This is a genomic window from Pantoea sp. MBD-2R (assembly GCF_039134845.1).
In the GTDB taxonomy this organism is placed as follows: Bacteria; Pseudomonadota; Gammaproteobacteria; order Enterobacterales; family Enterobacteriaceae; genus Erwinia.
In genome coordinates this window covers 2,494,814-2,512,090 of record NZ_CP152417.1, presented here as the reverse complement: position 1 = coordinate 2,512,090, position 17,277 = coordinate 2,494,814, and the positions used below count along the sequence as shown (strand labels likewise).

At 52.2% G+C, this 17,277-nt stretch carries 14 protein-coding genes, 1 pseudogene and 1 other annotated feature; of the genes and pseudogenes, 8 read left to right on the top strand and 7 right to left on the bottom strand.

Features of this window, described 5'->3' with window-relative positions; genetic code table 11:
• Nucleotides 1–11 precede the first annotated feature (11 nt).
• The 3 genes and pseudogenes from trpCF to AAGQ96_RS11460 form a co-directional block, all read right to left on the bottom strand.
• Nucleotides 12–1,370, bottom strand: a complete 1,359-nt coding sequence (gene trpCF, locus AAGQ96_RS11470; protein WP_342753604.1) for a bifunctional indole-3-glycerol-phosphate synthase TrpC/phosphoribosylanthranilate isomerase TrpF — start codon at nt 1,368–1,370, stop codon at nt 12–14.
• Nucleotides 1,371–1,372: 2 nt separating this feature from the next.
• Nucleotides 1,373–2,966 (bottom strand): annotated as a pseudogene (trpD, locus tag AAGQ96_RS11465) (bifunctional anthranilate synthase glutamate amidotransferase component TrpG/anthranilate phosphoribosyltransferase TrpD).
• Nucleotides 2,966–4,528, bottom strand: a complete 1,563-nt coding sequence (locus tag AAGQ96_RS11460) for an anthranilate synthase component 1 (RefSeq protein ID WP_342753603.1) — start codon at nt 4,526–4,528, stop codon at nt 2,966–2,968. Before AAGQ96_RS11460 ends, trpD begins: the two are co-directional and overlap by 1 nt.
• Before the next feature lie 23 nt (nt 4,529–4,551).
• Nucleotides 4,552–4,651: a sequence feature (Trp leader region), on the bottom strand.
• 156 nt (nt 4,652–4,807) lie between these two features.
• Between AAGQ96_RS11460 and AAGQ96_RS11455 the strand changes: the two genes are divergently transcribed.
• Both AAGQ96_RS11455 and AAGQ96_RS11450 read left to right on the top strand, forming a co-directional pair.
• Entirely contained in the window at nt 4,808–5,683 is an 876-nt protein-coding gene (locus AAGQ96_RS11455) for a PHP domain-containing protein (protein WP_342753602.1), read from the top strand.
• A gap of 33 nt (nt 5,684–5,716) precedes the next feature.
• On the top strand, nt 5,717–6,337 hold the full coding sequence (locus AAGQ96_RS11450) for an L-threonylcarbamoyladenylate synthase (RefSeq protein WP_342753601.1): 621 nt from the start codon (nt 5,717–5,719) through the stop codon (nt 6,335–6,337).
• An 87-nt stretch (nt 6,338–6,424) separates the two neighbouring features.
• Here AAGQ96_RS11450 and AAGQ96_RS11445 read toward each other — a convergent pair whose 3' ends face one another.
• Nucleotides 6,425–7,054, bottom strand: coding sequence for a trypsin-like peptidase domain-containing protein (locus AAGQ96_RS11445; RefSeq protein WP_147198183.1), 630 nt, complete (start codon nt 7,052–7,054; stop codon nt 6,425–6,427).
• A gap of 1,069 nt (nt 7,055–8,123) precedes the next feature.
• Between AAGQ96_RS11445 and rluB the strand changes: the two genes are divergently transcribed.
• Nucleotides 8,124–8,990 carry a 23S rRNA pseudouridine(2605) synthase RluB gene (rluB, locus tag AAGQ96_RS11440; protein WP_147198181.1) on the top strand — a complete coding sequence of 289 codons (867 nt, stop codon included), beginning with the start codon at nt 8,124–8,126 and terminating at the stop codon, nt 8,988–8,990.
• Between the two features lie 96 nt (nt 8,991–9,086).
• Here rluB and cobO read toward each other — a convergent pair whose 3' ends face one another.
• A complete protein-coding gene (cobO, locus tag AAGQ96_RS11435; RefSeq protein ID WP_147198178.1) occupies nt 9,087–9,677 on the bottom strand; it encodes a cob(I)yrinic acid a,c-diamide adenosyltransferase in 591 nt (196 codons plus the stop codon).
• Nucleotides 9,677–10,435 carry a YciK family oxidoreductase gene (locus AAGQ96_RS11430; protein WP_342753600.1) on the bottom strand — a complete coding sequence of 253 codons (759 nt, stop codon included), beginning with the start codon at nt 10,433–10,435 and terminating at the stop codon, nt 9,677–9,679. The genes cobO and AAGQ96_RS11430 overlap by 1 nt, the downstream gene beginning before the upstream one ends.
• Nucleotides 10,436–10,642: 207 nt before the next feature.
• Between AAGQ96_RS11430 and sohB the strand changes: the two genes are divergently transcribed.
• Nucleotides 10,643–11,692 carry a protease SohB gene (sohB, locus tag AAGQ96_RS11425; RefSeq protein WP_147198174.1) on the top strand — a complete coding sequence of 350 codons (1,050 nt, stop codon included), beginning with the start codon at nt 10,643–10,645 and terminating at the stop codon, nt 11,690–11,692.
• Between the two features lie 26 nt (nt 11,693–11,718).
• On the opposite strand, the gene AAGQ96_RS11420 is transcribed toward sohB, so the two are convergent.
• Nucleotides 11,719–11,913 carry a DUF2498 family protein gene (locus AAGQ96_RS11420; protein ID WP_254446355.1) on the bottom strand — a complete coding sequence of 65 codons (195 nt, stop codon included), beginning with the start codon at nt 11,911–11,913 and terminating at the stop codon, nt 11,719–11,721.
• 462 nt (nt 11,914–12,375) lie between these two features.
• Here AAGQ96_RS11420 and topA point away from each other — a divergent pair, with 462 nt between their 5' ends.
• From topA to AAGQ96_RS11400, 4 genes are all read left to right on the top strand, one after another.
• Nucleotides 12,376–14,988 carry a type I DNA topoisomerase gene (gene topA / locus AAGQ96_RS11415; RefSeq protein ID WP_147198170.1) on the top strand — a complete coding sequence of 871 codons (2,613 nt, stop codon included), beginning with the start codon at nt 12,376–12,378 and terminating at the stop codon, nt 14,986–14,988.
• A 199-nt stretch (nt 14,989–15,187) separates the two neighbouring features.
• Nucleotides 15,188–16,162 carry an HTH-type transcriptional regulator CysB gene (gene cysB, locus AAGQ96_RS11410; protein WP_147198168.1) on the top strand — a complete coding sequence of 325 codons (975 nt, stop codon included), beginning with the start codon at nt 15,188–15,190 and terminating at the stop codon, nt 16,160–16,162.
• 500 nt (nt 16,163–16,662) lie between these two features.
• Nucleotides 16,663–16,821, top strand: a complete 159-nt coding sequence (locus AAGQ96_RS11405; RefSeq protein WP_147198166.1) for a YmiA family putative membrane protein — start codon at nt 16,663–16,665, stop codon at nt 16,819–16,821.
• Between the two features lie 2 nt (nt 16,822–16,823).
• Nucleotides 16,824–16,991, top strand: a complete 168-nt coding sequence (locus tag AAGQ96_RS11400) for a hypothetical protein (protein WP_168199622.1) — start codon at nt 16,824–16,826, stop codon at nt 16,989–16,991.
• The last annotated feature ends 286 nt before the right edge of the window (nt 16,992–17,277 follow it).

The following is a 17,277-nucleotide window of genomic DNA, read 5'->3' as shown; positions in this document are numbered from 1 at the left end:
GGCCCCAACGGTCAGTAGGCTCTCAGCGTCTGAAAAACTGAGGCAATTTTAGAGGCATCTTTTACGCCGGGCTCACTTTCCACGCCGGAATTAAAATCCAGGCCGGCGCAGCCAAGCTGGGCAGCCGATACGCAGTTGTCCGCGCCCAGTCCGCCAGCCAGCAACACATTATCCAGCGGTCCGGTCAGCAGGCTCCAGTCAAACTGCTTGCCGCTGCCGCCGGTGCCGCTATCAAAAACATAACGATCGACATGCGGCCAGTTGCGGGCCGGCAGCGCTTCTTTAATGCTGAAAGCTTTCCAAATTTTCACCTCTGCCGGCAGCTGGCTGCGCAGTTCAGCAACAAAGGCCCGATCTTCGTCACCGTGTAGCTGAACGGCAGCGAGCTGGAGTTCCCGGGCTATAGTGACAACGTCACTTATGCTGCTGTTACGAAACACGCCCACGTATTTTAACGCAGCCGCTGCGATTACCGTTTTAGCTTGTTCAGCATCGATTTGACGTGGCGAGCCTGCGGCGAAGATTAATCCGCCATAGATAGCACCCGCTTCCAGCGCGCAGCGCGCATCCTGAGGTCGGGTCAGGCCGCAGATTTTATTATCACCCAGGGTGACGCGACGCACTGCTGCCGCCAGGTCATCTTCGGACATTAGCGCTGAGCCAATCAGAAAACCGTTGGCAAAATGGCTCAGCTCGCGCACCTGCGCATAGCTGTTAATCCCGGATTCGCTGATCACCGTCACGCCATGGGCCACTTTCGGGGCCAGACGGCGAGTACGATCCAGATCGATGGAAAGATCGCGCAAATCGCGGTTATTAATGCCGACGACCTTTGCGCCCAGCTGAGTCGCACGTTCCAGCTCTTCGTCGCTGATCACTTCAGTCAGCACGCCCATATTCAGACTGTGCGCAACGGCGGCGAGCTGCCGATATTGTTCATCGTTCAGTACTGAAAGCATCAGCAAAATCGCATCGGCCTGGTAGTGACGCGCCAGATAAATTTGGTAAGGATCGATAATAAAGTCTTTGCACAGCACGGGCTGCGTAATCGCGGCGCTGACGACAGGAAGGAAATCAAAGCTTCCCTGAAAATATTTTTCGTCGGTCAGTACCGAAACGGCAGAGGCGTAATGTTTATAAACGCCTGCAATCGTTGCCGGATCGAAATCTTCGCGAATCAGCCCCTTCGAAGGAGAGGCTTTTTTACATTCCAGAATAAAAACGGTCCGGGCGCCCTGAAGCGCGTGATAAAAGCTGCGGGTGGACGGTTTAATCTCACTCTGAAAGGCGGACAGCGGCTGTTGCTGCTGGCGTTCGGCCAGCCATACCGCTTTATCCTGCACAATTTTGTTAAGTACGGTTTCCTGCATGATTATCCTCTTGCTGCCAGTGCGACAACGCGCTCGTAAGCCTGACCACTACGGATGGCATTCAGCGCCTGTTGGGCATTTTCCCGTAGATCTTCCTGACCAAAAATTTTCAGCAGTAGCGCCACGTTAGCCGCAACGGCTTCTTCGTGCGCCTGCTCGCCCTTACCCTGGAGCAATCGCGTCAGAATGTCACGATTTTCTTCCGGCGTGCCGCCTGCCAGCGCTTCCTGAGGGTGATAGCTCAGGCCAAAGTCTTCCGGCGTCAGCTGATAGCGGGTGATTTCCCCCTCACGTAATTCCGCCACGTGTGTTGCGCTGTGCAGCGCCACTTCATCCATGCCGCCACCGTGCACTACCGCAGCGCGCTGATAGCCCAGCATTTTAAGCACCTGAGCGACAGGCAGCACCAGCTCCGGGCTGTAAACACCGATAACCGCCAGTGGCGGACGCGCCGGGTTGATCAGCGGTCCCAGCACGTTAAACAGGGTGCGGGTTTTCAGCTGTTGCCGGACGGGCATCGCGTGGCGAAACCCCGTGTGGTATTGCGGCGCAAACAGGAAGCAAACATTGAGATCGTCCAGCGCCTGACGCGCTTTCTCTGCGGGCAGATCCAGGCTGATACCGAAGGCGGCCAGCAGATCCGACGAACCCGACTTGCTCGAAACGCTGCGGTTGCCGTGCTTGGCGACTTTCAGCCCACAGGTTGCTGCAACAAAGGCGCTGGCCGTAGAGATATTGATGCTGTTGCTGCCATCGCCGCCGGTGCCGACAATATCGGCAAAAGCGTAATCGGGGCGCGGAAAAGGTCGCGCATCTTCCAGCAGTGCGGTAGCAGCCCCTGCGATCTCTTCAGGGCGTTCACCACGAACTTTCATCGCAATCAGCGCTGCCGCCAGCTGAGTAGATTCCAACTGGCCGGTAATAATCGCTGAAAACAGCTGGTGGCTTTCGGCCTGCGTCAGAACTTGCGCCTGGTAAAGTTTGTCCAAAATAGCGTTCATCAGTCTCTCCTTATTATTCCGCCAGCGCCCAGGCAAGCGTTTGTTCCAGCAGGCGTGCGCCCTGTGTCGTCAAAATCGATTCCGGATGGAACTGGAATCCGCAGACGCGATCGCCATCATGACGAACCGCCATCACCATTCCATTGAAAGTCGCGTTGACGGTTAACGCATCCGGAACGTTACTCCCCACCAGCGAGTGATAACGGGCCACAGGGAGCGGGTTACTCAGCCCGGCAAACATGCCCTGGTTATCATGCTCAATAGCAGAAGCTTTACCGTGCAGGATTTCGCCCGCCTGACCCACGTGGCCACCATAGGCTTCAACGATAGCCTGATGCCCGAGGCAAATACCGATAATCGGCAGGCGGCCACGCAGCAGCGTAAGCAGCTCGGGCATACAGCCCGCTTCAGAAGGTGCGCCCGGCCCTGGCGACAGCATTAGCACCGGATTGACCATATCCTGTAGCCGTTCAAGCAGGGTTTCGGTCGGTACGCTGTTACGGTAAATCACCACGTTGTGGCCGAAAGCACGTAACTGATCGACGAGGTTGTAAGTGAATGAATCGATATTATCGAGCAGCAGAATATCAGCCATCAGAAAATCTCCTTGCAATGATGAGCGGTGGCAATTGCCCGCAGCACTGCTCGTGCTTTGTTACGGCTCTCATCCGCTTCAGCCTGAGGAATAGAGTCCAGGACGACGCCTGCACCAGCCTGAACGGTGGCGACACCGTCTTCAACGTACGCAGAACGGATCACGATGCAGGTGTCCAAATCGCCGCTAGCAGTAAAATAGCCCACCGCGCCGCCGTAGCTGCCGCGCCGGGTGCCTTCTGCTCCAGCAATGAGCTGCATGGCGCGCACTTTTGGTGCGCCGCTTAAGGTGCCCATATTCATGCAGGCGCTGTAGGCATGCAGCACGTCCAGATCATCCCGCAGACGGCCCACCACGCGCGAAACCAGATGCATAACAAAAGAGTAGCGGTCAACCTTGGTCAGATCGGCGACGTAGCGGCTGCCAGACTGACAAATACGGGCTAAATCGTTGCGAGCCAGATCCACCAGCATCAGGTGCTCCGCCAGTTCTTTATGATCGGTACGCATTTCCAGTTCAATACGACTGTCCAGATCCCGATCTAAAGAGCCATCTGCATGACGGCCACGCGGGCGGGTACCGGCAATAGGATAAATTTCAATCTGACGGCTGGCCGCTGAATATTTCAGCGAGCTTTCCGGGGAAGCGCCGAACAGGCTGAAATCTTGGTCCTGCATAAAGAACATATAAGGGCTGGGATTGCTGTTTTTCAGCGTGTCGTAAGCCGCCAGCGGAGACGGGCAGGGCAGCGAAAAGCGACGCGATGGCACCACCTGGAAAATTTCGCCAATGCGAATCGCTTCCTGCATTTTACGTACCACGCCGCAATACTCTTCGTCGCTCTGATTACAGCTCAGCGTCATATTTTCTACGTGCTGAACCGGCAGCGGTTGGGCTGGCTGAAGCATTTGCCCGTGCAGCTGTTCAATACGGCTTTGCAGCCGTAAAAATTCGCCCGGTGTGGTGGTAAACAGGCTTGCCTGAAGACGAGCAGTCTGGCTCTGATGGTCAATAACCAGCAGCGTTTCTGCCAGATAGAAACAGTAGTCAGGGCAGCGCTGATCGTTATCCAGCGCCGGTAAATCTTCAAAACCGGCAACCAGATCGTAAGCGAACAGGCCGCCGAGCAGCACAGCTTCGCGCTCTTCTTCCGGGCTGTTGACCAAATGAGGAATGAGTCGCAGCGCATCAAATACCGAGGTTGCCTTCAGGCGGGAATCCTCGTCCTGAATCTCGGTGTTTGCAGGAAAATGCAGCTCGCGGCCATCGGGACGCACCGTACTGATGACGCCTTCAGGCAGCGCCGCATCGAGCAAAGGCAGCAGTGCGCGACCATTTTCTGACAGCGCCTGAACAGTCACCATATTGTCCAACGCTTTGATCCGCAGCGCGCTGTCGACAATCAGCAGGCTTTTCAGATTGCGTTTGCTGTCAATGTCCGCTGATTCGAGCAGCAGCGTGGCGGGACGAGCACCACACAGCTGATGAAAAACCGCCGCAGGATCCTGGCGGTAAGGGGCATTGCCGGTAATCAACTTCACTGTAGGTTTGGCATATTGCATAAGGTCATCTCTGAATTTGGCTAAAAAAAAGGCCCGCTTCGGGCGGGCCTGGGTAGCTGTGCAACGACTGATTGCGTGCAAGACTCCTTCGCCCGTTCAGGGAGAAGTGTGCCACCAACCAGTCATTATTGCCTTTATCGTCTTCATTATCGTGCTACCCATAAGTGTGAACTTGCGTACTAGTTAACGAGTTCATGAGGAAAAAGTCAATACTCTTTTTCCCTTAGCGAAAATTCTGGTTATCATGCTGCGACATTTTCCGCGCTTTATGGAGTCGTTTTGACTGACCCAACCCCGCTTAATCCCTGGCCCATTTACGATTTACACAGCCATACCCGAGCTTCCGACGGCTTATTGACGCCGGAAGAGTTGGTGCTGAGGGCCGTTGAACAGCGCGTTGGCGTGCTGGCCATTACCGATCACGACACGGTCGATGGCATCGAGCCTGCCCGTGAAGCCATTGCCCAACACCAACTGCCGCTGCAGCTGATTGCCGGAGTGGAAGTTTCTGCGCTGTGGGAAAACCACGAAATTCATATCGTCGGGCTGGGCGTGGATCACCATCATCCTGTCCTGACGGCTTTTTTGCAGGCACAAAGCGATCGGCGAATGGCGCGCGCGCAGCTCATCGCTGAACGTCTGGAAAAAGCCCATATCCCCGGCGCGTTAGCGGGTGCGCTGGCGCTGGCCGACGGTGGGGCTATTACGCGCGGGCATTTCGCCCGTTTCCTGATCGCGCAGGGTAAAGCCGATAATATGGCGCAGGTTTTCAAAAATTATCTCGCGCGCGGTAAAACCGGTTATGTACCGCCACAGTGGTGTACAATTAAACAAGCCATTGATGCTATTCATCATTCTGGCGGACGTAGCGTACTGGCGCATCCCGGCCGGTATGGGCTATCTGCCAAATGGCTGAAGCGTCTGATCGCCCACTTTAGTGACGTCGGGGGCGATGCAATGGAAGTCGCACAGTGTCAGCAGGCGCCTAATGAAAGAACGCAGCTGGCGCAATACGCGCAGGACTACCAGCTGGCCGCGTCTCAGGGTTCGGACTTCCATCAGCCCTGTCCGTGGATTGAGCTGGGAAAAAAATTATGGCTTCCGGGTGGCGTTGAAGCTGTCTGGCTACGCTTCCCGGAAATTACGCAGGTTTGATCCGCCCGTTGCGCGGCAAACATGAGGTTTTTTATGAGTCAATTTTTCTATATACACCCGGAAAACCCGCAGCAGCGGCTGGTGAAACAGGCTGTAGAGCTGCTGAATAAAGGCGGCGTTATCGTCTATCCGACCGATTCAGGCTACGCGCTGGGTTGTAAGCTGGAAGATAAAACCGCAATGGAACGTATCTGTCGTATCCGGCAGCTGGACGGAAATCACAACTTCACCCTGATGTGCCGCGATCTCTCTGAGCTTTCTACCTATGCGCATGTTGATAACACCGCCTTCAGGTTGATCAAGAATAACACGCCAGGAAATTACACGTTTATTTTGAAGGCGACCAAAGAAGTTCCGCGACGCCTGATGAACGATAAGCGTAAAACCATTGGCCTGCGCGTTCCTTCCAATCCGATTGCGCTGGCGCTGCTGGAAGCACTGAATGAACCGATGATGTCAACATCGCTGATGCTACCGGGCAATGATTTTACCGAATCCGATCCGGAAGCGATTCAGGATGAAATAGGTAAGCTGGTGGATTTAATTATTCATGGCGGATATTTAGGACAGCAGCCGACAACGGTAGTGGATTTAACCGAAAATACGCCAGAAGTGATTCGTGAAGGCGTGGGCGACGTGCAGCCTTTCCTGTAATTAACTCAGGCTCGCCAGCAAGTTAAATTCTGGTGAGCCTTAAGTGCAATTAAAAACATTAGGTGTCAACTTATTCCGTGTTGCTGGTTACGACGCTGTCGTCTGAGTCAGCCACGCTTTAAAGTCCTGATAAGGGATATAAAGCGAAACATCTTTCAGGGGCACAGTGCTTGCCTTATGGCGTTTAATCTCTTTGGTGAAACCAACAATCACGCCGCTGATGCTGTCGTCATGATTATATACAGCGCCGCCTGACATGCCTTTTACGACGCCAGCGTTAGAGGCCATTGCGACACAAGGACGTTTATTCCATTCATTACGAATTCCCGTCAACGCCAGATTTACGCCCGTTGATTCCACCGGCATTGCGCTAATAAAGCTGTAGCCATACATTTTAACCTGCGCGCCGACTTCACCATTACTGAATTTTGGTAAGGTTTTAATGTCGTTTTTATGGTAGATAATCGCCAGATCGCAATAAGGATGGTATGCCTTAACGCGCTGCACGGAGAGCTTAGCGACGTGTGCGGCGGTGAGGCTGTATTCCGGAGTAATGGGTATGCTGGTGCCGAGCGCACCGATGCCCAGGATGGTTGGAATGCCGGTAAAATTCATATCGACACGTTTCATAGCTTCGCTGCTGTATTCATATTTGCCTACAGAGCAGCCGGTCAGCGTCAGCAATGCTAACGCCGCGAGGGGCATTATTTTTTTCATAATAGTCACATGTAGTCGGACACGTCAGGAAATCCCTGGTGAGGATGAATGACGTGCAAGGCCGATGCTGACGTAAGTCAGCGTATTTCAGAGAGGTAATCTCTCCGGTTTTTAATTTCTAAACTAAAAAAATCACTATTTTTATATTTAAACTTAAACTAAATTTTTATTTAACTTAAAGATTACTTAAATGCAATTTAAACGTGTAGCCGCTAGCGACTAGACTTTAATACAGTGCTCAAACTCAAGTCTGACTTAAATTAAATTATTATGTGTACTTCAAAGTCTGCTTATATGGCGCTCTTCTGCCTGGGTGAATTCTACACAATCTTATTAGCGCTGCAAATAAATATAAGCAGGTAAATAATTAAAAAAGCAAAATTCATGAACTAACTCAATCTTCAAATCAATTAGCCATGGCATGTTGTCATTTACCTGCGTTAGCTGGCGTAAGTTTGCGTTAAGTCGGGTTAAGGTACTGCCCTGGTGTATAATGCTGCTATTAACATCCATTAAACATTCTCGACGTGTTTTTTTATATCTGCGTTAAGTTTTATTTGATAACTTAAGTTTCAATTCCCTTTCTGGTGGGGTTTGGGGGCAACTTTCCAAAGAAAGAGGCGAATAAAATAAAAGAATATTGCTATAAACATTCATGTAACATTGCCGATAATGGCACAGCGCAGTTTGATATAAAGCAACGACAGAAAAGGTTAACTGTTAAGCCCGCCGAATGATAATTGTTTAATTTTATTGCTCAGTGATAAGTTTGTCCCGTGCGGCTGCTTTTACCGTCTGTCTGCTGGCCGAAGCCAGGCAGCTTTTTATCCTGCCTCTCTTATCAGCAAGAGATAAACTGTACGCCCCTTCTTTTATAGCGGCCGATGAGGTTAGGCAGAACTCGCCACGGCCAAAGCTTTTTGCCATGCAAAATTGAATGAAACATTAAAGGTTACAGCACTGTTTTAATCCTGTATAATGGCAAACTGAAAAAGAGTTAACATATTGTTTTATAAAGGATTTATCCTTTAATCACTGACGCCTGGGAAGGCGACAAAGAGGTAGCTCCATGAGCGAAAAGTTACAGAAAGTTCTCGCGCGCGCCGGACACGGTTCTCGCCGCGAAATTGAAACCATGATTTCCGCCGGACGCGTCAGCGTGGACGGTAAAATAGCAACGCTGGGCGACCGCGTTGAACCAAGCAAATCACTCAAAATTCGTATTGATGGCCATCTGGTCTCCGTCGCCGAATCCACTACCGAAGTTTGCCGCGTGCTGGCTTATTACAAGCCGGAAGGCGAACTTTGCACGCGTAACGATCCGGAAGGGCGCCCGACCGTATTCGATCGCCTGCCTAAGCTGCGTGGCGCGCGCTGGATCGCCGTAGGGCGTCTGGACGTCAACACCTGCGGCCTGTTGCTGTTCACTACTGATGGTGAGCTGGCAAACCGTCTGATGCATCCAAGCCGTGAAGTGGAAAGGGAATATGCCGTTCGCGTCTTTGGTCAGGTAGATGATGACAAGCTGAAACAGCTGAGCCGCGGCGTGCAGCTGGAAGATGGCCCGGCCTCGTTCAAAACGCTGAAGTTTGCTGGCGGTGAAGGTATCAACCAGTGGTATAGCGTGACGCTGACCGAAGGCCGTAACCGTGAGGTGCGTCGCCTTTGGGAATCGGTAGGCGTGCAGGTAAGCCGTCTGATCCGTACGCGTTACGGCGATATCGACCTGCCAAAAGGCCTGCCGCGCGGCGGTTACACCGAGCTGGAGTTGGCGCCAACCAACTATCTGCGTGAACTGGTGGGTCTTCAGCCAGAAACGACCAGTAAAGTGGCGGTGGAAAAAGATCGTCGTCGTACTAAAGCGAATCAGATCCGTCGCGCTGTTAAGCGCCATACTCAGCTTAACGGCAGCCGTCGTCCGGCAAATAAGCGTTAAGTAAGCGCTGAAACGGTTGCGAACCGCCCCCCGGATGTAAAGTCAGTAACGACATTTCGGGGGGCGGTTTTTTTATTGCCTGGCGTTTGGCACTCTTTACCAGTCGATCCCTTGCTGAGCCTGAATGCCTGCATCAAAAGCATGTTTTACCGGACGCATTTCAGTCACGGTATCCGCCAGCGCCAGAATTTCACGATGACAGCCACGACCGGTAATAATGACGCTTTGATGCGCCGGACGGTCACGCAAGGCTGTCAGGACCTCGTCCAGTAATAAATAGTCATAGCTGACCATATAAGTCAGTTCATCCAGCACCACCAGATCCAGTGAGGCATCCCGCAACATGCGTTTTCCGTGCTGCCAGACGCTTTGACAGGCGGCAATATCGGTTTCGCGGTTTTGCGTATCCCAGGTAAACCCGGTGGCCATAACCTGAAACTCGACGCCTGCTGGTTCCAGTAAATTGCGTTCGCCGTTAGGCCACTCGCCTTTAATAAACTGAATAACGCCCGCCTGCTTCTGATGACCCACCGCACGCGTTACCGTTCCGAAAGCGGCAGTTGTTTTGCCTTTTCCGTTACCGGTGAAAACCATCAGGATGCCGCGTGTTTCGGTTGCTGCCGCGATACGTGCATCCACCTTTTCTTTTAGCCGCTGCTGACGCTGCTGATGGCGATCGTCCGTCATTATTCTGCTGCTCCAGGCTTACGGCCTGGCTGAGCATCAAAGCTGACGCCGGTTTCATGACAGTCGTCGCCCATAACATAAAGATAGAGCGGCATAATATCGGCAGGGGTTTTCAGCTTATCAGCATCTTCTTGCGGGAAGGCGCTGGCGCGCATTTTAGTGCGGGTTCCGCCTGGGTTAATACAGTTCACGCGCAGCGCCGCGTCGCGATACTCTTCTGCCAGTACCTGCATCATGCCTTCGGTGGCAAATTTCGACACGGAATAGGCGCCCCAGCCGGCACGTCCCTGACGACCAACGCTGGATGAGGTAAATACCAGTGAACCGTTCGCCGATTTCAGCAACAGCGGCAGTAATGACTGGGTCAGGAAGAAAGTGGCATCAACGTTTACGCGCATCACTTGCTGCCAGACAAGCGGATCCTGCCCGGCCATTGGCACCACGTCGCCGAGTAAGCCAGCATTATGTAATACGCCATCAAGGCGGGGGACCTGCTGAGCGACCTCGGCGGCTAACTGATTGCACTGTTCAGGCGTCGCGGTGGCTAAATCCAGCACAAACCAGGGCGGAGTGGGTTTACCGCTGGCGGCGATTTCATCGGCAACAGCCTGAAGCTTTTGGGGATTACGTCCCAGCAGCAGAACCTGAGCGCCATGGCGCGCATAGCTGACGGCCGCTTCCCGGCCAATACCGTCGCTGGCACCGGTGACAAGAATGATACGATCGTTCAGCAAATTGTTGTCGGGTTGATAATGCATTGAGGCGATCCTCTGGCGGAATGAAGGGGGGCAAAGGCGACCTTAAGTCGGTAATCCTTTGACCGCAATGAATAATCCGCTTTATGCCTGAAAATTGCCGACGGTTCAACGTAAAACACTTTTTCAGGCGCGGGATTTAAGCGACGGCGGGCAGCGACTCGGCTACACTAGCGATAGTCTAATACGATGTTAAATAAGGCGGAATGAGTGGAATTACTCTCTTACTATGGACTTTTTCTGGCAAAAACGGTCACGGTGGTCGTAGCGATTGCGGCCGTTGCCATTCTGATTACCCATCTGGCGATGCGCAAACGGACGCAAAGCGGCCAGTTAAAGCTGACGCATCTCGGCGATAATTATCGCGACATGCAGGACGAGATGCTGCTGGCGCAGATGAAGCCACAGGACAGAAAACGGTGGCATAAAGAGCATAAAAAGCAGGAAAAACTGGAGGCGAAAACGGCCAAACAGCGTGCAAAGCAGGGGCTGAAAAGCGAAAGCGGCAGGCCCGTTCTGTATGTGATTGATTTCAAAGGCAGCATGGATGCGCATGAAGTCGCCTCGCTGCGTGAGGAAGTTTCCGCCGTCATGGCGGTGGCAAAACCGCAGGATGAAGTGCTGCTGCGGCTGGAAAGCCCCGGCGGCGTGGTACATGGCTATGGGCTGGCCTCATCGCAGCTTCAGCGCCTGCGCGATAAAGGCATTCGCCTGACCGTTGCGGTAGATAAAGTCGCTGCCAGCGGCGGTTACATGATGGCCTGTGTTGCGGATCGCATTGTTGCCGCGCCGTTTTCAATTATTGGTTCCATTGGCGTGGTGGCGCAGATCCCTAACTTTAACCGCCTGCTCAAGCGTAACGAAATTGATGTCGAGCTGCACACTGCCGGAGAATATAAGCGCACGCTGACGCTTTTTGGTGAGAACACCGAGCAGGGCCGCGAGAAATTCCGCGAAGATCTGAACGAAACACATGAACTGTTTAAACAGTTCGTGCATCAGATGCGCCCTTCGCTCGATATCGACAGCGTGGCGACGGGCGAGCACTGGTTTGGCAGTCAGGCGCTGGAAAAAGGGCTGATTGACGCAATCGGCACCAGCGACGATTTGATCATCGATCAGATTGCCGGACGTGAAGTCATTGCGGTGCATTACGTACGACGCAAAAAAATGATGGATCGCTTTACGCAAAGCGCAGCCAGCAGCGCCGAACGCCTGCTGCTGCGCCTCTGGCAGCGTGGCGAAAAGCCGCTTCTTTGAGTTTAAAAACGCCCGTCTGACGGGCGTTATTGCTCAAGGTGATAGCGCGGCGAAAGCTCAACGGCCAGAAATTTAAATACGTTAAATACCACCGTGCTTTTCTCGCCGGGCAACCCTTGTTCGTCGAGAAAATAATCGCCCCGAAATACCAATACATCCCCTTTCTGTTCCACATCGCTCGCGGCTAATCCGGCGAAATAATTTTCGTGCGCGGCAATCATTTCGTTCGCTTTGAGAAGCAGGGCAGCCTTCCCGATAGCTTCAGTCTGTTTCACAGATTTCTCTCCTTTATTAACGGCGTTGCTGGCCAGTATATTACGCCTCCCGCCAACAAAATCTCAATGAGGAAAGCGGTTTGCGCCAGGTAACTCTTTTTCATCAACGATCTGGCGTAAATGAGGCGCAGATGCTAATTAAGTTGCGTAACAGATTTTATCAGGTAGAGTGTGGGCGTTTCGGGTTCCGGGCGTAAACTCGGCTTTACGCTTTGTTAGAGATGCACTTAACAGGTTGTAAAAGGTGTCGTTAATCAGCGAGTTAGCTGATCGGTAAGGAAGTTGTTACAGGGATAAACCGGCGGGTTGCCATGGCTTACCCCGATCGTTATCGTCTTAACGCGCTGGACTGCTTACGGGCAAACGGCACAATTTACTCTCGGATGTTTTAATCAGGTAAAGGTAAATATGGGTAAAGCTCTCGTAATAGTTGAGTCCCCGGCAAAAGCCAAAACAATCAATAAATATCTCGGAAATGACTACGTGGTGAAGTCCAGCGTCGGTCATATTCGCGATTTGCCGACCAGTGGATCAACAGTTAAAAAGAGCGCTGACTCTACAACCAGTAAAACAACTAAAAAAGTGAAGAAGGACGAAAAAGCGGCGTTGGTTAACCGCATGGGGGTCGATCCTTATCACGGCTGGGAAGCCAATTATCAAATTCTTCCCGGCAAAGAAAAAGTGGTTGCCGAGCTGAAATCGCTGGCGCAAAACGCTGACCACATCTATCTCGCAACCGACCTTGACCGCGAAGGGGAAGCCATTGCCTGGCACCTGCGGGAAGTGATCGGCGGTGATGATTCGCGTTTCAGCCGCGTCGTATTTAACGAAATCACCAAAAATGCGATTCGTCAGGCTTTTGAAAAGCCGGGCGAACTGAATATCGATCGGGTTAACGCCCAGCAGGCGCGGCGCTTTATGGACCGCGTGGTGGGCTACATGGTCTCTCCACTGCTGTGGAAGAAAATTGCCCGTGGCCTCTCTGCGGGACGCGTACAGTCAGTTGCCGTGCGTCTGGTCGTGGAGCGTGAACGTGAAATCAAAGCGTTCGTGCCGGAAGAGTACTGGGAACTGCACGCCGATCTGAATACGCCTAAAGGCACCGATCTGCCAATGGAAGTCACGCATCAGCATGACAAGCCATTCCGTCCGGTTAACGGCGAGCAGACTCAGGCGGCCGTCAGCCTGCTGGAAAAAGCCCGTTATGTCGTGGCCGATCGTGAAGATAAGCCAACCAGCAGCAAGCCCGGCGCGCCGTTTATTACTTCTACGCTCCAGCAGGCGGCCAGCACGCGTCTGGGCTACGGCGTGAAAAAAACCATGATGATGGCCCAGCGTCTGTACGAAGCCGGTCACATTACCTATATGCGTACCGACTCCACCAATCTTAGTCAGGATGCGGTGAGCATGGTTCGCGGCTACATTGAAAACGAATTCGGTGAAAAATACCTGCCGAAAGCCGCTAATCAATATGCCAGCAAAGATAATTCGCAGGAAGCGCACGAAGCGATTCGTCCTTCCGACGTCGCTATCCAGGCCGAGCAGTTAAAAGATATGGAAGCGGATGCGCAGAAGCTTTATCAGCTGATTTGGCGTCAGTTCGTCGCCTGTCAGATGGTGCCTGCACAGTACGATTCGACAACGCTGACCGTCACCGCCGGCGATTTCAAACTTAAAGCGAAGGGGCGAACCCTGCGTTTTGACGGCTGGACAAAAGTGATGCCTGCGCTGCGTAAGGGCGATGAAGATCGTACGCTGCCGCCGATTGACGTTGGTGAGGAGCTGAAGCTCCAGCAGCTGAAGCCAAGCCAGCACTTTACCAAGCCGCCCGCGCGTTTCAGCGAAGCCTCGCTGGTCAGAGAGCTGGAAAAGCGCGGTATCGGCCGTCCTTCTACTTATGCTTCAATCATTTCCACCATTCAGGATCGTGGCTACGTCCGTGTTGAAAGCCGTCGTTTCTACGCCGAGAAGATGGGTGAAATCGTTACCGATCGGTTGGAAGCCAATTTCCGCGAATTGATGAAATACGAGTTCACCGCGCAAATGGAAGACAGCCTGGATCAGGTTGCCAACAACGAAGCGCAGTGGAAAAGCGTTCTGGACAACTTCTTTGCCGATTTCAGCCAGCAGCTGGAAAAAGCGGACAAGGATCCGGAAGAGGGCGGCATGCAGCCGAACCAGATGGTGCTGACCTCCATTGACTGCCCAACCTGTGGCCGAAAAATGGGGATCCGTACCGCCAGCACCGGCGTCTTCCTGGGCTGTTCTGGCTACGCGCTGCCGCCGAAAGAACGTTGTAAGCAGACCATTAACCTGATCCCTGAGAATGAAGTACTGAATATTCTCGAAGGTGAAGATGCCGAAACCAACGCGCTGCGCGCCCGCCGTCGCTGTCAGAAATGCGGCACGGCGATGGACAGCTACCTCATTGATAACCAGCGTAAACTGCACGTTTGTGGTAACAACCCAAGCTGCGATGGTTATGAAATCGAGCAGGGCGAGTTCCGCATCAAAGGCTACGATGGCCCGATCGTTGAATGTGAAAAATGTGGATCGGAGATGCACCTGAAAATGGGGCGCTTCGGCAAATACATGGCCTGCACCAACGACGACTGTAAGAACACGCGTAAAATTTTGCGTAACGGCGATGTTGCGCCACCGAAGGAAGATCCGGTGCCGCTGCCAGAGCTGGCCTGCGAGAAGTCTGACGCTTATTTCGTTCTGCGTGATGGCGCGGCGGGCGTTTTCCTGGCCGCAAACACCTTCCCGAAATCGCGGGAAACGCGTGCGCCGCTGGTCGAAGAGCTACAGCGCTTCCGCGATCGTTTGCCGGAAAAACTGGCCTATCTGGCGGATGCGCCTGCGGCCGATGATGAAGGCAACAAATCCGTGGTGCGTTTCAGCCGTAAAACCAAACAGCAGTATGTCAGCACCGAGAAAGACGGTAAGGCAACCGGCTGGTCAGCGTTTTACGTTGACGGCAAGTGGGAAGTCACCACCAAAGCCTCAGCGAAGAAGTAATCTCACGGGCTGGCACATGCCGGCCCGTTTTTTCATCTCCCTTCCTTTACTGTGCTATACATTCCGGTCATCTTTGGTATGATTGTTATAGAAATGCCTTTCCTTATTATCAAATCGCATTAGACCGGACTTTCCAGTGCTGCGCGTTTCTGTCTGCACGGGTAGCCGGCGCATAGCTTCATACCTGGACGGAACAAACATGAAATTGCAGCAGCTGCGTTACATTGTTGAAGTGGTCAATCATAATCTGAATGTCTCTTCAACCGCCGAAGGACTCTACACCTCTCAACCCGGTATCAGTAAGCAAGTGCGAATGCTGGAAGACGAATTAGGCATTCAGATTTTTGCCCGCAGCGGTAAGCATCTGACACAGGTTACGCCTGCTGGTCAGGAAATTATTCGTATCGCCCGTGAAGTGTTATCAAAAGTTGAGGCGATTAAATCAGTCGCCGGTGAGCATACCTGGCCCGATAAAGGGTCTTTGTATGTTGCCACCACGCACACTCAGGCGCGTTACGCGCTGCCGAATGTCATCAAAGGTTTTATTGAGCGCTATCCTCGCGTTTCGCTGCATATGCATCAGGGCTCGCCCACGCAGATTGCGGAAGCGGTCTCTAAAGGCAACGCCGATTTCGCCATCGCTACCGAAGCGCTGCACCTCTATGACGATCTTATTATGCTGCCTTGTTATCACTGGAACCGGGCAATCGTCGTGACCCCCGATCATCCTTTGGCTGGCAAAGAAAAAGTGTCTATTGAAGAGCTGGCTGAATATCCGCTGGTGACATACACCTTTGGCTTTACCGGGCGCTCGGAGCTGGATACGGCATTTAACCGTGCCGGCCTGACGCCACGCATTGTCTTTACCGCTACTGATGCCGATGTGATTAAAACCTATGTGCGGCTGGGGCTGGGCGTGGGCGTTATCGCCAGCATGGCGGTGGACCCGGTCTCGGATCCGGATCTGGTCAGAATAGAAGCTACCGATGTATTCACCTTCAGTACGACGAAGATTGGTTTCCGACGCAGCACTTTCCTCAGAAGCTATATGTATGATTTTATTCAGCGCTTCGCACCGCATCTGACGAGGGATGTCGTTGATACGGCCGTTGGCTTACGCTCTAACGAAGATATTGAAGCGATGTTTAAGGATATTAAGCTGCCTGCGCGATAACGCTGCCCGCGAATTCGTATTGAGTAAAAAAGGTCGCTGAGGCGACCTTTTTTTATCATTGGTCCTGTCTATTACTCCCATCGATTAAATCTTCTTATTCTTTTTTGTAAATGACGGACCCATCACATGTTTTTTCATTGTTATTCATTAAATGCGAAACAGGGCACATTTTTGCCCCGGCAACTTTGCGCGTTCTTCGGAAGATTCCCATACTCAATTTATACATCGCTGAGCGCGGCGCGTTGTAAGGTAACCTCAAGAAATATTGAGAAAAGGTTGGACCGAAACGGGAGTATTCATGGGGTAATTTGTGTTAAAGAGTCATTTTTCTTCTACAGTTTGATTAACGACAATCGATACAATTGTTCTGTTTTGATAAATACAATTAATCGTTGTGCGTAATAAAAATGACTGGATTTCGCTCCATAAAATGTTTAGGATTCATCCTAATTTCTGATTGGTTAAAACAATCGTTTCAATGAGAGTGATTATCAAAAACTATGGCTAGCAGAATAACGGTAGGTTCTGACTTCGGTCACAAAGCACTTAAGGCTCAGCGTCCTGAGAATCTGAAACGCAAAGCCTGGTTAGCGGTATTCGCGGGTTCAGCGCTGTTTTGGGGAGCTGTTGCAGTAGCGATTTGGCATATTTGGGGGTAACGATGTACCTGCAGTATTTGAATCAGAAAACGCAACAAACCGGTAGTAGCAAAGATCAGTACCATCAGGCGAAAGCCAGTGAACAACCGTCTATTCCAGGCAGTTGGGGCCTTAGCGAAATGCAGCGCGACTTCATCGAAATGATGATGGATAAGAATCAAAATTCATAAGCACGCTATTAATACTCAATCTTATTACTGAGTCCAGTTATTCAAACAGTTAATGAGCTTTAATGACCGCTATACTTTTGGTCAGGTTTTTTGCCACCGGGTTGAATGTAATACCAGCATTAAACGGTAGATCTGCCGGTAATAACCGCAGTTCGGGATGTAATACGTTTTGGTCAGTCAGACCTGAGTGAGGGCAATAATGAATTTAACCCAAATGACCTGGTTCAGCACCTGGATGTTTTCCGCCTTATTCTGGTCGAGCCTGCTTTGGCTCGGAATGGTAATG

Excerpts from the sequence above, each read along its gene's own strand:
- rluB (WP_147198181.1), top strand. The coding sequence starts at position 8,124 with ATGAGCGAAAAGTTACAGAAAGTTCTCGCGCGCGCCGGACACGGTTCT.
- trpCF (WP_342753604.1), bottom strand. The coding sequence starts at position 1,370 with ATGCAGGAAACCGTACTTAACAAAATTGTGCAGGATAAAGCGGTATGG.
- cysB (WP_147198168.1), top strand. The coding sequence starts at position 15,188 with ATGAAATTGCAGCAGCTGCGTTACATTGTTGAAGTGGTCAATCATAAT.
- AAGQ96_RS11400 (WP_168199622.1), top strand. The coding sequence starts at position 16,824 with ATGTACCTGCAGTATTTGAATCAGAAAACGCAACAAACCGGTAGTAGC.
- AAGQ96_RS11460 (WP_342753603.1), bottom strand. The coding sequence starts at position 4,528 with ATGCAATATGCCAAACCTACAGTGAAGTTGATTACCGGCAATGCCCCT.
- AAGQ96_RS11430 (WP_342753600.1), bottom strand. The coding sequence starts at position 10,435 with ATGCATTATCAACCCGACAACAATTTGCTGAACGATCGTATCATTCTT.
- AAGQ96_RS11450 (WP_342753601.1), top strand. The coding sequence starts at position 5,717 with ATGAGTCAATTTTTCTATATACACCCGGAAAACCCGCAGCAGCGGCTG.
- AAGQ96_RS11420 (WP_254446355.1), bottom strand. The coding sequence starts at position 11,913 with ATGATTGCCGCGCACGAAAATTATTTCGCCGGATTAGCCGCGAGCGAT.
- AAGQ96_RS11445 (WP_147198183.1), bottom strand. The coding sequence starts at position 7,054 with ATGAAAAAAATAATGCCCCTCGCGGCGTTAGCATTGCTGACGCTGACC.
- topA (WP_147198170.1), top strand. The coding sequence starts at position 12,376 with ATGGGTAAAGCTCTCGTAATAGTTGAGTCCCCGGCAAAAGCCAAAACA.
- cobO (WP_147198178.1), bottom strand. The coding sequence starts at position 9,677 with ATGACGGACGATCGCCATCAGCAGCGTCAGCAGCGGCTAAAAGAAAAG.
- AAGQ96_RS11405 (WP_147198166.1), top strand. The coding sequence starts at position 16,663 with ATGGCTAGCAGAATAACGGTAGGTTCTGACTTCGGTCACAAAGCACTT.